7 protein-coding genes are annotated in these 14,822 nt (G+C 36.0%); 4 read left to right on the top strand and 3 right to left on the bottom strand.

Going from position 1 to position 14,822, the window contains the following annotated elements; translation table 11 throughout:
• The coding region (locus tag L4D78_RS27440; RefSeq protein WP_428469854.1) for a hypothetical protein at positions 1–384 on the top strand (384 nt) is incomplete at its 5' end.
• 1,182 nt (positions 385–1,566) lie between these two features.
• Here L4D78_RS27440 and L4D78_RS27435 read toward each other — a convergent pair.
• Complete coding sequence (locus L4D78_RS27435) at positions 1,567–3,702, bottom strand: S8 family serine peptidase (RefSeq protein WP_428469853.1); 2,136 nt, start codon at positions 3,700–3,702, stop codon at positions 1,567–1,569.
• Between the two features lie 347 nt (positions 3,703–4,049).
• On the opposite strand from L4D78_RS27435, the gene L4D78_RS27430 reads away from it, so the two are divergent.
• The 3 genes from L4D78_RS27430 to L4D78_RS27420 all read left to right on the top strand — a co-directional run bounded on the left by L4D78_RS27430 (position 4,050) and on the right by L4D78_RS27420 (position 8,269).
• The gene (locus L4D78_RS27430; protein WP_428469852.1) at positions 4,050–6,833 is read left to right on the top strand and encodes a glycoside hydrolase family 18 protein; all 2,784 of its coding nucleotides are present in this window, start codon (positions 4,050–4,052) and stop codon (positions 6,831–6,833) included.
• 354 nt (positions 6,834–7,187) lie between these two features.
• Positions 7,188–7,637, top strand: coding sequence for a hypothetical protein (locus tag L4D78_RS27425; protein WP_428469851.1), 450 nt, complete (start codon positions 7,188–7,190; stop codon positions 7,635–7,637).
• A 413-nt stretch (positions 7,638–8,050) separates the two neighbouring features.
• Positions 8,051–8,269, top strand: coding sequence for a hypothetical protein (locus L4D78_RS27420; RefSeq protein WP_428469850.1), 219 nt, complete (start codon positions 8,051–8,053; stop codon positions 8,267–8,269).
• Positions 8,270–8,388: 119 nt separating this feature from the next.
• Here the strand turns inward: L4D78_RS27420 and L4D78_RS27415 are convergent, their stop codons facing one another.
• Together L4D78_RS27415 and L4D78_RS27410 are read right to left on the bottom strand one after the other, a co-directional pair.
• Positions 8,389–13,065, bottom strand: a complete 4,677-nt coding sequence (locus L4D78_RS27415; protein WP_428469849.1) for an RHS repeat domain-containing protein — start codon at positions 13,063–13,065, stop codon at positions 8,389–8,391.
• Between the two features lie 61 nt (positions 13,066–13,126).
• Positions 13,127–14,641: an RHS repeat-associated core domain-containing protein gene (locus tag L4D78_RS27410; protein ID WP_428469848.1), complete on the bottom strand. Its 1,515-nt coding sequence runs from the start codon at positions 14,639–14,641 to the stop codon at positions 13,127–13,129.
• Positions 14,642–14,822: the final 181 nt, after the last annotated feature.

Genomic DNA, 14,822 nt, shown 5'->3' with positions numbered 1-14,822 from the left:
ATTTTAATATTAGTGTTCAATACAATAATAATATTGTCGTCTTTTTATAGAACTTACACTTGTCATAGTTATCAAAAGGTTTTGTTTAAATCTTATGAGGGTTATTTATCATGTCAAAATGGAATTATTGATACTGTTTTAAGAGTTGGTGATGAAATTGTTTATAACTCCTCTTCTCTTGCTTTTAAGTACGGTGATTCGCTGATATTAATAAAGTATAATACTAACTATACATCAGGTGCGACAGAACAATTAGTACTTTATTCTAAAGATCGTATTGTTAAAATCAAAAGAAATAGTGCCGACATGCTATCAACTGATTCGCCAATTGATTTATTTAAATGGATCAAAGTAAAAGAGAAAACCGGAAATACAATTTTTTGAATATGATTTAAATGATTAAATGAGTCGTTTTATCATCTTGTTGTTAAAGCGACTCTTTTTATTTTTATATTGCTCAATATGTTCTATGACTACTAAAGTCTTATTGTAATATCGATTGCCCGTTATGATTGAAAAATTTTACTCTTTACCGTAGAAATGAAAAGCAACGGCTAAATATATTCACAGTTACAGCTGCTGTAAAAAAGGTTTTTGCCAGTATAAATATGGCAAGATTTATCATGATTACCGTTTTTATACAACCTAACGGTGAGGTGTAGCTTATTGTCAGCCTCGGTTCGATGTGGACCGGCCACTACAACAGCACCTGTTTTCGATCCTGCATAATTAATATAGATAGATACTGTTCTGCATTGACTCACTACCTTAGTTGCTGCTCGTTTATTCATGTGTTTATCGCTTGGAGCACTCCAACCGTTCGAAAAATAGAGGTAGCCACCATGAGTGGAGTAAGATAAGCCAATTGCCAGAATTGTGAGTAGTAATTTTACTTTTATATACATTTCCATTTATCCTTAATACTTGAACTATATAGTAATCACGGCGACTTATCAGCGTATCTTATTACGCATGAACTATATGATACCGCACTCATACTGCTTATCAATTAGATTTACTTAAAGCGCGATAAATTTTAGGACCTATTCACAGGATACATGCATATACTTTGCTTTTTATTTTTAAACAATAGAAAAGTAAACGTAGTTATGAAAGCATTAATATTAGTGAGCGTTTCTTTAATGACATCTTGCAATGTAAGTAGCAGTATATGAAGGGGAAGGGTCTTTGTTGCAGATGTAATTATTAACGGGTATGTCTCAATGCTGAAGAGCTACGCCAAGGTCAGTACTGTGTAGGCTGAATAGGAACTCCCTTTATTACTGTAACGCTCTCTCAATGGTTCATTCCATTTTCAGCTTTTCTGTCATTATAAATTAATTCGGAGACTCATCATAGCTATGCAATAAATAACATTATTGTGTAATGGTAAATATTTATTGAGAGCTTACTTGAGGTATTATGGTTGAGTATTTAAGTAATAATGATGGAGGTAATAGTAAGTACTCTCCATCATGTTTTTAAACATTGAATGCGTCTCATAGCAGGTTCTGTGACCTTAAATGTAGACGCTAGGCATAAGTTATGCTAATCGAGACAAAGTTACTACTGTATTTTATTCCAAGCAGAACTCCAATAAAGCCCATCACCTGGCTTATATGCCCAGTTATTTTGGTTACACCATCCGCTTATTGAACACTCGTAAATCCCGTCATCAGTTGTCCCTGTTACGGAAACAGTCGTACCAGAAACATAGTTACCTATACCATCAGGGTATGCAAAGTCAAATTCATCATTGTTGCTTTCTCCTGTCTTTTCGCTCACCAATAATGTTATTTTCTTGGATTTACTTACTCCAAGACTATCAACTACGCGTAGTTTAATTGTGTACTCCCCGGCTTCTCGTGGAACAAAGCTAGTGACGGCCAAATTCTTGTTATCAACCTCTTGAACGTTGCCATCAGGTCCCTTTACTACCCATTTAAACTTAGCAATTTCGTTATTGCCTGAAGATGCAGAACCGTCAACTAATATTGATGTTCCCAGATATGAACCTTGCGTATGGATAATGACATTAGGTTTTTCATTATCACCGGAAGCTCTCGACAGGGTGTATTTCATGGTATCGGTGGATTCGTTACCCACCTCGTCTTTGACAGTTAGCTTAAAGGTTAACTTTATGTTATTAACTTCGTAAGACGCACCTTCGCGGATTGTGAAGTAAGCCGAGGCATTTTTCTTTTGCTTTAAAATGATGTCACTACTTTCTAGGCCTTCAGCTTTCTTCAATTTCCAGGTGTATGATAATTGACCTTGTGCACTAATAGAATTGGTGCCGTCGAGATTATATCTTGCTTCATTATTAACCAACGATGTTATATCTGAACCTGCTATAGCCTTGGTTTCATGGCTATCCATAATGGTATTTATTGCTTTTTTCATATCTGGTTGAGTTGCGATGTATCTGTTGGGCTCTGGATATGGGGTAGGAGTACCTGTCTTCGTGATAATATCGCGCAAGGTGTAAGGTTTAATAGGGCCTAAACCTGCTGCAATGGCAGTACTCTGTATGCCGGCGACTGCACCAGTAACAATTGGGTTAGCAGATGAGGTACCACTAAAATAATGCGTATAAAATGATGAGTTGTTATTCGAACCACCTGATGTAGTCGTAACATCCATACCCCATGAAAAAGAATCAATCCTTGAGCCATAATTAGTAAATGAGGCTCTTCTGCCTGTTTCATCAGAGGCTGCAACCATAATAGCTCCCGAGTCTCTCAGTTCTCGATTGAACTTATTTTCGAATTCGTAGTGGTCAAGGTTTTTATTACCATTACCCGCTGCCTGAATGATATGAATTCCTCTTTCTTCAGTCGCGTATCTAATAACATCATATACAGCATCAGCCCAGTCGACTGGTAGCAGACATCCATTAGAACAGTATGACCCAAATTTTACTCCGTATTGTACTCCAACCTGAATAACACTTCCCTTTTCTAGGTTATTGACAGCTTCTAGGAGGTTCTCAGCGCCGTATTTAACCCAGCCGACTCTTGCTGCATTAGCGATACCTGTGGTTCCATAGGCGTTGTCAATTGAGGACATAACACCGACACTTTGTGTGGTATGGTCTCCCCACCCACTATTAAATGATTCATCCCCGATAATGATAAATGGATAAGGGAGATCTTCATGGTTAAAAAAGTAACTTCCGCCTTCGGAACTGATAATATCGACCTCATGCCCCTTGCCACCAGGAAGTGACCAAGCATATTTAGCATTCACACCGCCAAACAAATTACCATTTCCCTCGGGACTATTTAAATAGAGTTGGTCGTCAACCAATAATCTGCTGCTGGGTGGAGGTGGATTCGTGTTTGGCAGGGATAAGGGGAGAGCCAGTGGTTCTATATAGACTGATTTGACCTCTGTCATGCTACTAAGAGCCAAGTATGCGCTTTTTATGTCGTCCACAGATTCAGATTCAAAAAAATAGTAATCATCTAAGCCATATTTATCATTGCTGACAATTGTAGAATTTGCTTGGATGGAAGATAAAAACAAAGGCTCGAAGTTATACGAATTGATAGACGCGGGTAAAACAATCGGTTCACCGTAAGTCTTGTAAATTAATTTAATTTTTTGGCCATTGAAGTCTTCAAGGTCCACGCCGCTGATTATATCACCTGCAACAGTATTTAAACTGAATAAAAGCAAAGGAATAGAATATTTTATCATTATTAAACCATTATATTGTGTGTGAAATATTTAAAATATAAAAGTATTTATTTACAGGCAAGTATGTTAGTAAATATTTTAGAGACTTGTCAGATTACATCTGATATTTATTTTTACTGACCAGTTAAATTAAGTGAGATTTTAAATCTTACCACCTCAGTATTAAACTTGTTTTATATTACAGCGATGCAGGACGAAATTTACTAAAGAGATATTTATTAATTAAAAAATAATGTGAAATGGAATGAGCGCCTAAAATGTTAAAGTTGTTTTTATTTTAACTTGATAAAAGTAGCTGTTGGTTATCTATTAATAATGTTTTAACTCAAACACAATATAGGTTTTATATGGATACTTTTAACAAAACTAAAATTGCATTAGTTCTTTCTGTCCTCTGTGGAACGTCATATGCAAGCGTGAATAATGTGGAATACTCATGGGCTGATGAACGTTTTTTATCATCATCGGAGCTAGCTGAACGTCAAGATTTCTTTGCTCCTAAAGGACCCAAAACGCATCAATCCACTTATATTGCAAATGAATACGTGAAAGATCAATCTCTACCTGTGGTAACGGCTTATATATCAAATTGGGCACAATATGCTAGAGAATTTAATGTAGATAAAGTAGCTGCGTCATATGACAAAATTGTATTATCCTTTTTTGGTTTATGTGGAACAGGTATTGGTGATAGCGACATTACAAGTGCAGTAAATAGTTTAGAAACAATTTGTGGCTATACAAAACCAACAGGAGGTCTTCCTAAAACATTCGAAGTAATGACAACTGATGTGCATGGTGACTTTGCAAGTAATGCAGGTGGTGCTGTAGAACCTCCTGCAACCTGGATTCAAGAGTCGCAACGTGTTCATGATTGGTATAACGGCGCTGCAAACGGCGGCATGTTTAAAGCAATGAAAGAACTAAAGCAACATAATGGTGATGATCTTACGATTGCATTTAGTGTTGGAGGCTGGTCGCTTTCTGAACCTTTCTCTCGTATGGCATCAAATGAAGGCGATCGAGAAGTTTTTATTAATAGTGCTGTTAAAGTCTTCAATAATTTCTCATTTTTTTCGCAAATTGATATCGACTGGGAATACCCTGGTGGAGGGGGAGCTGATGGTAATAGCAAGTCTATTGAAGATGGTGAAAATTATAAACTGTTGATTAAAGAGCTTCGCGAAGCTCTTGATGACGCAGGGCATACTGATGTGACTATTGCCATTGCTGCTGGTGCACCGAAGGATAAACTTGATGCTTCTAACTTGAAAGCTTTGGTCGATCATGGTGTTGATACCATACACCTAATGACTTATGACTTTTTTGGGACACCATGGGCAGAATCGTTAGGCCATCATACAAATTTACACTCATATGAAAATTCTGATTGGTCAGCTGACTTTTCAATTCAGTATATGATCGAGGTATTAGATATAGAATCAAGCAAAATCCATATTGGATATGCTGGCTATAGCCGAAATGCGTCGAATGCTGATATTGACTCGTTTTCGCCTTTATCGGGAACATACAGTATGCCAAATGGAGATAAGCATGTCGGTGGTTCATACGAAAAAGGGACGTTTGAATGGTATGACTTAGAGCAAAACTTTTTATCAATCTCCGAGTCAGAAGGCTTAGAAATAGGCAAAATAAATGCAAATTTAAGTGAAGATGATGACTATCACCTTTATACGGATAAAGAGGCAAATGCCGATTATATCTATAGTGAAGGCAGAAACTTTTTCATCTCACTGGATACGCCAAGAACAGTATACTCAAAGGCTAAATATGCTAAAGAGATGAACTTGGGCGGTGTGTTTATGTGGATGGGAGACTATGATAACGGTTATCTTATAAATTCCGCACGGGAAGGGCTGGGATACACAAAAACATCAAATTCGTCGAATATTGAAATGCATAAAATTATTTATTCATGCGGTATAAACGTAGAGAGTGATGCAGAGTGTAAGTCATTAACTGAATTATCGGGCTCTACAGACCTCATTACAGTTGCCAAAGCTGGTGAAGATATTACTTCCAGCTACGAGGTAAACGCTAAATATCATTTAGATGGTTCAGGGTCAACAAGTGAACAGGGGGAGCTTACTTACTTCTGGAAATTAAAAGAAGCAACAGGGCTAGCTAAAGAAAATGTTATTTTAAAGAGAAAGAAAACGCCTTCACCTCTATTCATTATTGAGGAAGGAGCATTCGATGGTGTTACAAATGCCACCTTAAAATTTCAGCTTCAAGTTACAGATGAAAATGGTGTAATATCTAAAGATTCTGTGAAGTTTACTCTAGTCAATGCCGAAGACAATACGGCCCCTGTATCAATTGCAACTCCTGTTGGTGATGTTATTCATGGTCAAACATTTACGCTTAATGCATCTCAAAGTTACGATAATGAGCAACCTAATAATCAGTTAACGTATAAATGGGTTCAAATTTTTGGTGAGTCAGTAGTACTCCCATCAGATGGTACTGGTAAAAATCTAGACGTTGATACAAGTACTTTGAAAAATATAACACAACAACTTAAATTCGAATTAGTTGTAAGTGATGGTTTGTTGGAAGACAGCGACACAGTGAAATTTAATGTATTAGGTAATGAAGATAGCAATCAATCACCGACGACAATTATACAAGTACAGGGCAGTAATCGCTTAGGTGAGCCTGTTTCACTTAATGGTTCTCAGTCAACTGATGATGGTAATATCATTGAGTATAAATGGAGTGTGAAAAAACCAAATGGTAATAATCAGAGTTTGGACGATAAGTATTCTCCGGTGACAACCTTTACACCTACTAAAATAGGTAAGTATAAAGTGAAGCTACGTGTTACGGATAATTTTGGGATTAGATCATCTGAAACTATTACTATTACTGTCAATGAGGATAATGATAACGCCGATAATAACGATAACTCTGTTATTCATGATTATGTTTATCCTGATGGGATTGGAAGTTATACTGGAGGAACTAAAGTTAAAGTTACAGGAACATCGAACGATGGGGTGTATGAATGTAACGAAGGAGTAACGTCTAACTGGTGTACCCAAAACAACTGGGCTTATGCTCCGGGAGACGGCCTACATTGGGATATGGCTTGGAGTAAATTAGACTAAATAAAACAGGGGAGAATATCTCCTATAATTAATAGGTAAGTTAACACTTTAATTTATAATATCGATATCACTAGTCGTAAATTATATTTTAGTAGGTGGCTTATAATTACTCTAGTTATGTTTATTGTGGTAAACGAAGAGTTACCTTTAATCTTGAGTTTTTAATGATGACTTAAAAGAAGTGATTTGACACCTTAATTATCTACTATTTTAATGTGTGTTTTAATTTTGGACTTGGTCCTAARATAACAATCAAATTCGTGGGATTATTATTAATAATATTGTAATTTTACTATGTAATTAAATATCTAATTGCAAACTAATATCTAAACGTTTATTAAGGATTTATATACTATGAAGAAACTTCTATTATCTGCATTAATTGTTTTTCCTGCTATGATGGTTGCTAGTGCTCATGCTGCTCCTGTTAGTCTTAGCACCGAAGGGAACGTTGATGCTAAATTATTAGTTGGTGGAGTTACTGATGTATTCGTCGTTGAGAGTGGTGTCGCTGTAGATGGGAAGACAAGAAATGGGTTTACCTTGACACCTGTAGAGGCCGAGGACTCAATTGCTGGCATGGTTTCATATATCATTACTGATGAATATGTTACTGTTAGTTGTAACTACTTTGAAAGCGAAAATAATTACCAGCTTAATGTAACAACTAAGTTGAAAGGTAATGTGGATGGGGAAACTCAGAAAAAAGTTGTATCCTGCAGTTCAGGTGATAAATTTGAACGTTCATATAATCTAGAAAATAAAAAGATTAAAAGTGTCAAGGTTACATATTCTGCTAGCTGAGCTAGATTAAAGTAAGTCCCAAAAATAATTGGAAGGTGTTTACCTTCCAATTTCTTCCTTAACAATACCACATAATCTTTATTTCATTTATCCCTCAATTACCTGCTAGAATTAAATCAATAAATATAACAAGATAAGCCTTATAATCGGTAAAGTTATTCTTTGTTATTTTCATTTTGATAAATTATGCATGAGTTTAAAAGCTATGTCGAAATTGTAGATCTAGCTATCAGATTTAATCTAAAACTGTACGATGACATTAAATATTATCTTTACGATAGTTTTTAGAGATTGGTTCACGGTATTAATCGTACTTATAGCATATGCTATTAGGGCTAGGCTGAGTGAAGAATTAAAAATATTATCACTTAAAATAGCAGAATCATACTAACTTTTGAACTGGGATAACTACTATGTCTTTAAAACAATATTATGAATTAATTGTAAAAATTGAGGGTGAGTTTGAAATTGTAATAGATAATATCGATGTTACTCTTAATGACTTAGGACTTTGTTATTTATCAAAGTTATCTTTGTTTGAATTAGTTGGAACTCACTTAGACATCAGAATCGATTCTGAGTGCATTCACTACAACCCTAAAATAAAAGATTTATTAACAATTCCTATTTAGTGACGAAACAGTAACATGATAAACTTTTTAATATTCTCGAGTAATTGATTTCATTCTGTTTTATATYTGTTATAAGCCTCATAAAAAACTATTTATGAGGCGTTAATATTACCTGTTTTTTATGAGTTACCAATAGAAACTATACGTGAAGATGTCGCTTTTCCGTCACTGACTATAACTTTAAATTTATATTTGTAAGTGGCTGGTGCACCAACTAAATTAGGGAATTTATCAATGGTAGCTGTTGCTTTATCACTATTTTGTATAGCTACAGAGGTGGACCCAGCTATTTGTTCCCATTTGTACGACAATATTTTTCCCTCTGGATCCTCTGCCATCGCTTGTAAAGTTACTGTATTTCCACCAAATGTTCTTGTAGGAATTGTTTTTGCTGAAGTAATTAAAGGTGCAGAATTGCCAGCTTGATATACTTGAACGGATTTTGAGCTTGAATATACACCATCACTGACAGTGACAATAAATGTATAAGTCGAGTCCGTAGCAGGAGTCGAGGTTATATTAGCATAGGCTGTTGTACTATTACTATTATAAATAGTAACAGTACTAGGACCATTTGCTTGAGTCCAGTTGTATGTGAGCTTATTACCATTTGGTGAAAAAGCGGATACACTAAGCTCTATCATTGCCCCTGTAGAATCTAATGATTCAGGGTATACAGAAGCTGATGAAATGTTAGGGACAGTACTATTTTTATCTTGGGTAAGGCTTGATGTTCCAAATGGCGTATAAGCTAATGAAAGTGCTGATTCAACATATCCTACATTATTACGCTCTAAAATTGACCCTTGCTGATCAGTCAAAGTCATTTGTGTTAGAACGTTTGAACCGTTCAGTGTCGATATAACACGACTAACCTCAATATTAGCTGTACGATTATATTTTGTATATGTATCTCCACAAACCTCATAGATTAGCTGATCCCCCCTGTGCAAGTATATAATTGTTTCACCGCTCGCCATTTCTTGTTTCACTAGTTGTTCTTCAGCATTATATGTATATGTCGAAATTATATGTCCAGATGAGGTTTTTACTTGATATAGCTGACCAATTTCATCGTATATATACTCTCTACCTTCTTCATCTACGACTATATCACCTGCATTACTATATTGAATGCTTGCTGACGAGCTATAACTACTGTGTGTGTTTTCTACTTTTTTCAGGCGTAGACGATCTTGTAAAATAGACGATCCATAGGTACGAACTTGATTATTGCTGGTTCCATTTCTGAAATGGCTTTTTTTAGATTTCTGGCGATCTACTGAGTAGTAAGTGTATAATTCTTCAGTGATTTCATTACCATAGGCATCTTGTGGTAATAGAGGTCCTTTAGCAATATACTGAATGAGTTGATTTTCATCATTGTATATATAATCTTCTGAAAGTATTAAATCATTTTCATAGTAACGCTCTCTATTTTTCAAACGACTAAAATTATCAAAGTTATTTATCAATTTAATATAAACGATACCGTTGCTTCCTTGCCATTCTCTCTCTATCTCACGGCCTAAATTATCATAATTTAAATGTAGATAATGTGTATTCCCTTTGTCTGTGGTAGGGTTTTCTGTGCGAATTTCACCTATAATCGGTAAGCCTCGACTATTATAAGTCATATTTATATATGAGCACATTATCCCCTCTTTATTATTGAACGTTACTTTAGATATACGTCCTAGATGGTCATATTCATAAAATTCTGTTTCTCCAAAATATCCGGTATAACTTTCTAGTAGACCAGAGAAGCTATATGTAAAATAGGAATTATATGTAATCCCATCGATTGTTCGACTTTCTTGAATCAAGTGACCGATGCGATTGTATATATAATCAACCATGTTATTATTGCTAGTGCTTTTCGACATTCTTCCTGTAGAGTTGTTATAGGTATAAGTGTTATTTATTTTACCTGCTTGTATTTTAGTTATTTCACCCAAGTTATTATTAATATCACGGTAAATGGCACCTCTAGGCGTTGTAATAAGAAAGGGCTCGACGTCTGCTCCACTTTCATAATTATATTGAGTTGTACCTGCTGCACTTTCTTTGGTACTTTCTGAGATTATACGTGAAAGCCCATCATATACACGCTCTCCTACAACAATAGTAACGTTGGCTATGTTAGTTAATTTTGTCACTAAATCTTGTGTAGTAAACTCTGCATACTCGTACTTGCTAATGATTCCACTAGGCTCGGTTATATTTGTCACTCTTCCAAAGGCGTCATTTTGGTAACTGGTAGTTTTAAACTCTTCACCTGGTATCATTAATACGCTAGAGACTAGGTTGCCATGGGTATCATAATGATACTTTGTTGTAAAAATTTCACCTTGACTATGCATTTCTTCTTTATCAATAGAACCATTCACATTAAAAAATTGTAAATTAAGCGGTTGCGGTACACCGCTAGCATCTAACGTGTTGGTTTCAGTAGTAAGTGTTACAGGATTGATAGAGATAATATCGACTTGCTCATCAGGATAAGTGATTTTACTGACATTTCCTAAAGCATCATACTCATATCGAGTTATTCCCTGAATACTAGACCCATCTGAAAAGAAATCATATTCTCTTTCTATAATTAGTTGACCAAGTTTGTTGTACTCGTAACTATTGAGTATTCGCTCTTCTCCATATTGATCTATTTTAGTCGTTTGCAATAAACGGCCTAAGCCGTCTTTTTTGTGATGTGTAGCTATACCGCATGGATTAATATCAGTGAAACTACTTCCATTGTTTGAGAAAGTACGCTTTGCAGTGTAGAGTGGATTATTAGCTAAGGTCTCTAAGTTTTTAGGTTTCCCCCAATTTGCTCCGGTAAGATAATAGTCATACGTTGTTATGTTTCCATGGTAATCCTTTTCTTCAATCGTTTTACCTAGGTACCAGTTATCAGTGACAGCTGTTGTTCTAGTTAAAGTATCATAGCTCCTTTCGGTGACTGTAGTCGTGACTTCACCGTTATTTTCCGAATAGGTGTAATCATAACTAGTATTGAAACCATTAACTGTTTCTATTATCTTTGAGTTACGTCCAAAAGTTAGGTCATCCCCACTATATGTAAAGTTATGGTAGGACTTTGTAATGGTTTTGTTTCCGGAACCGTCATTACTTATGTAACTAGTAGTACTTTCAAGGGTTTTAATTTTAGTTTTAATATTTTTATTAGTAGAGGCGGTAATCCATTGATAAGTATATTGGGTCTCAGAGGTTAGATTAGAACCTGCCGCATAATGCCTATAAGATTTTATATGACTTTTCATGTCAGTACCCTCTGGCCCATCTGTAGTCAAGGTATAGGTGAATACCTCCATACTTCCATCGGAGTGGACATGTTCGATGACATTTCCATATTTGTCATATTTTAAGTGTTCGGACTCGGTTCGATCATTACCGTTTTGATAATAAGTAGTATCTATTTGAGTTGGCTTATCATAATTATCGGGCTGCTCATACATCCATTTGTTGAGCATTGCTGGATAGTGATAAGCCTGTAATTGTATGAGTGAGCCATTGGTATATTTTTTTTGCTCTATTAATAGGTGAAATTTATTATATCGATAGCTTGTTTTAGCAAGGTTGGTACCGTCATTGTCTAAATGTAGTTCATTTGTAAAGTACGAGTAGCCTGATGGCGCATGGTAGATAGGGTCTTTCTGAGAACCTTCAGAGCTGAAGTCGCCATATCCTGTGTAGTTAAAATAACTTGGTATTGTGATGCCATGAATTTCAACTTTATCATTGTACTCTGTGTTGGTAAGAATTTCTCCTGAGGCGCTTTTTTGCTCAAACTTGCTTACTCTGTACTTAAGTTCGTATTGTTGTTCCTTTCCTTCAGGGTGACGAGCCCATAAATCTTTGGACCAGAATACTTCCTCGATCAACCCTGTAACACCATGTGTGATCTTTGTGATTGCATAGTACCAATTTACACCTGATGGATAGTATTTTAGATCATGTCCACCTACAAGCTGATTTTCAAAGTTAAATAGGGTATCGGTATCGACGGTAATTGAGGTTAGGTAGTTAAAGGCATCAAGGCCGTCAGCCAAGTACAGCACAATTGTGCGAGAATTATGATAAGAGTCTTTTATAGTCAGAGTGACTTTATTGTGAGTATAACTCACCGAAACCCTTTCCTCTCCATTGCTGTCTTTTATATAACGCAATGTTGGATGCCCATGGCGAAAAGGTTTTTTAGAACCTCGATATAGCTGCCCACCAGAATAGCATGGACCATATTTAGCTTCGGTATAAAATTGGCCGCTGACTGAAAAGGTTTTTACTGTATATGCCGAGTCATCTAAACCACTGTTTTTCTGATCATCAAAAAATATAATATCTTCTCGGCGACCATCCTTGTAGTAAATTGTGTATTTGTTTCTGTTCCAATAATAGACTCTAATATCATCAGTATGTTTGTCAGAAATTTTATACCAACCTTCACTGTTGCGGTAGTATATCGTGAAAGATCGTCCGTCCTGTAGGTGAAGAATAGGGTGATTTTCTTCATATGTATCACCTACTTTTTGTTTTGATTTATCACCCCTGTCTATCCAAGTATGAGGGATACTCCAGCCTTGGCCGTAATTACTCCATTTTGGGGCCAACATATTGTATTCGATAACTAACGCATAAGGGTGAGCTTGTCCATAACCATGATTAATAACACCGAGCGGTATTGTGCACTTTAAGGCGCGTGTTGCTGGATCTATACTTGTGGTTTTTTGAGAGGATAATTCGTGGTTTCTAACGGTACTAGGAGTAGATAGCATTGTATATCCTTAACATATATTAAAGGTTACTTCAGAGGCTTGAGAAGGGTTTATTAACGCATTAGCATCGGGCTAAATGATTATTGTCATGCATTGAATTTGTTTCATTAATGTTAAAGTTTGTCAGCAAAGATCGATTTGTGCGTACAGCTCTGATTCCTTCTTTGAATTGTTTAGCCCTAAAGGTATGTTTGCGAGAGTAGCGAAGAAAAAGATTGTTTTTTGCTATTTTATCTCTTTGAGGGGAATAGGCTTTAAGTCTGCCTAGTTGAGCACTTGTGCCAACTATGTTAGCAGCTTGACTCAATGTATCATTACCTGCGAAGTATCCAGTTGTAGCCATACTGCCACTAATTGCACCAGTAACTTCTGAAACTGCGCCAAGTTTGCCTGATTTTTTACTTACATTGAGCCCAAACTTTCCAGCTTTACCGGAAGTTGTTATTGGTTTCATTTTGGCCAAATTGTAGCCCGACCAAGGACCCACGCCGGGAGTTTTAAATAATCCGTTACCCATTGAGGCTAGATCACTTGCCAAGCCAAAAATCATGCCAGAGGTTTGTAGCTTTCTGGCTTTAGTCGGGTCGTTTATATGAATAGCTGCCATATTCAGCGAGGCAGATACAAGGCCTGCCGCACAAGCGGCAAGCGCTAGCGGGGCTGCAGGACCTGTTGCAATAGCAAGCGAAACATTAAAAGCAGCAGCTAAAATCTGATCTACGGTTGATATATATTTTGCTAACGCTTCTCCTTCAAAAAAGACTTTTCCAACCTCCTTTATTATAATGTTAATAGGTGTTATTTCGGTTATTAATGTTGTCAAGGCTGAAAAAAAACCTTTAAACCCACCGTTTCCCCAGGCCGCCTTAATATTGTGACCTATATTTTTAAACCAATTTATAAACTTACCACTTCGTCCATCGGGGTCAATAAATGTGAGTGGGCTGTTATAGCAAAATGCATAGCCATTTATACCACCAGAGCCAAAGGGAGCTGCATCATGATCGTATTGCATGAAAATACCTAGATTGGGGTTGTATAACCGATAGCCTTCACCATATCGATATAACCCAGTTGCAGGGTCTATAGGCTTCCCATGATGGCCTAATGGGTTATTCAGAAGTATTTGGCTAGATAGAGTTGTAATCTCACCTGCCTGAGCATCATTCGTGACAAAAAGTGATGTTACTGGGGATAAAGCGAGTGCTGTACAAGTACCTGCGCCAGCTTTTAAGAAATTACGTCGCGAAAGGTTAGGGAATAGGGCGGACTCTTTACTATTCATTGTACTTGTGATTTTTTCAACAACCTTCATTATTGTAGGTAAGTCTATTTTTCTTAAAATACCTTGCCGAGAATCTAAAGTTTCCGAAGGGAGAAAATGTTTACTGAGAGTAAATTTGTTTGATTTTTTATATACGTCATTTTCGGAGTTGTTATTAGCATTCATAATGAAACCAATTTCATCTAGCGCGGGGTATATCTCTAAATTTGGATTATTTTCCTTTGAGTAAGAATTTGGATTATCTAAAATTTCTTTAAAGGTATTTATAACGATTTGTTTTCTCAAACTCATAGCAACTGTCCTTGTTTTTAATTTATATAATTGTTAATAAAAATTAAAATAGTCTGTAACTTATTAATGTGATAAGGTCCTGAAAACTATTTAAATAGYACAGTCGTTTTAATATAATTAATTATTATTATATTTGTAACGTATCTTTAGTGATTCTTGGGTTCTATATCTAGTATTGTTG

The organism is Photobacterium minamisatsumaniensis, from assembly GCF_050336695.1.
GTDB lineage: Bacteria > Pseudomonadota > Gammaproteobacteria > Enterobacterales > Vibrionaceae > Photobacterium > Photobacterium minamisatsumaniensis.
Note: the sequence above shows the minus strand (reverse complement) of the source record. Positions and strands in the feature narration are given on the sequence as shown.

Excerpts from the sequence above, each read along its gene's own strand:
- L4D78_RS27410 (WP_428469848.1), bottom strand. The coding sequence starts at position 14,641 with ATGAGTTTGAGAAAACAAATCGTTATAAATACCTTTAAAGAAATTTTA.
- L4D78_RS27420 (WP_428469850.1), top strand. The coding sequence starts at position 8,051 with ATGTCTTTAAAACAATATTATGAATTAATTGTAAAAATTGAGGGTGAG.
- L4D78_RS27430 (WP_428469852.1), top strand. The coding sequence starts at position 4,050 with ATGGATACTTTTAACAAAACTAAAATTGCATTAGTTCTTTCTGTCCTC.
- L4D78_RS27425 (WP_428469851.1), top strand. The coding sequence starts at position 7,188 with ATGAAGAAACTTCTATTATCTGCATTAATTGTTTTTCCTGCTATGATG.
- L4D78_RS27415 (WP_428469849.1), bottom strand. The coding sequence starts at position 13,065 with ATGCTATCTACTCCTAGTACCGTTAGAAACCACGAATTATCCTCTCAA.
- L4D78_RS27435 (WP_428469853.1), bottom strand. The coding sequence starts at position 3,702 with ATGATAAAATATTCTATTCCTTTGCTTTTATTCAGTTTAAATACTGTT.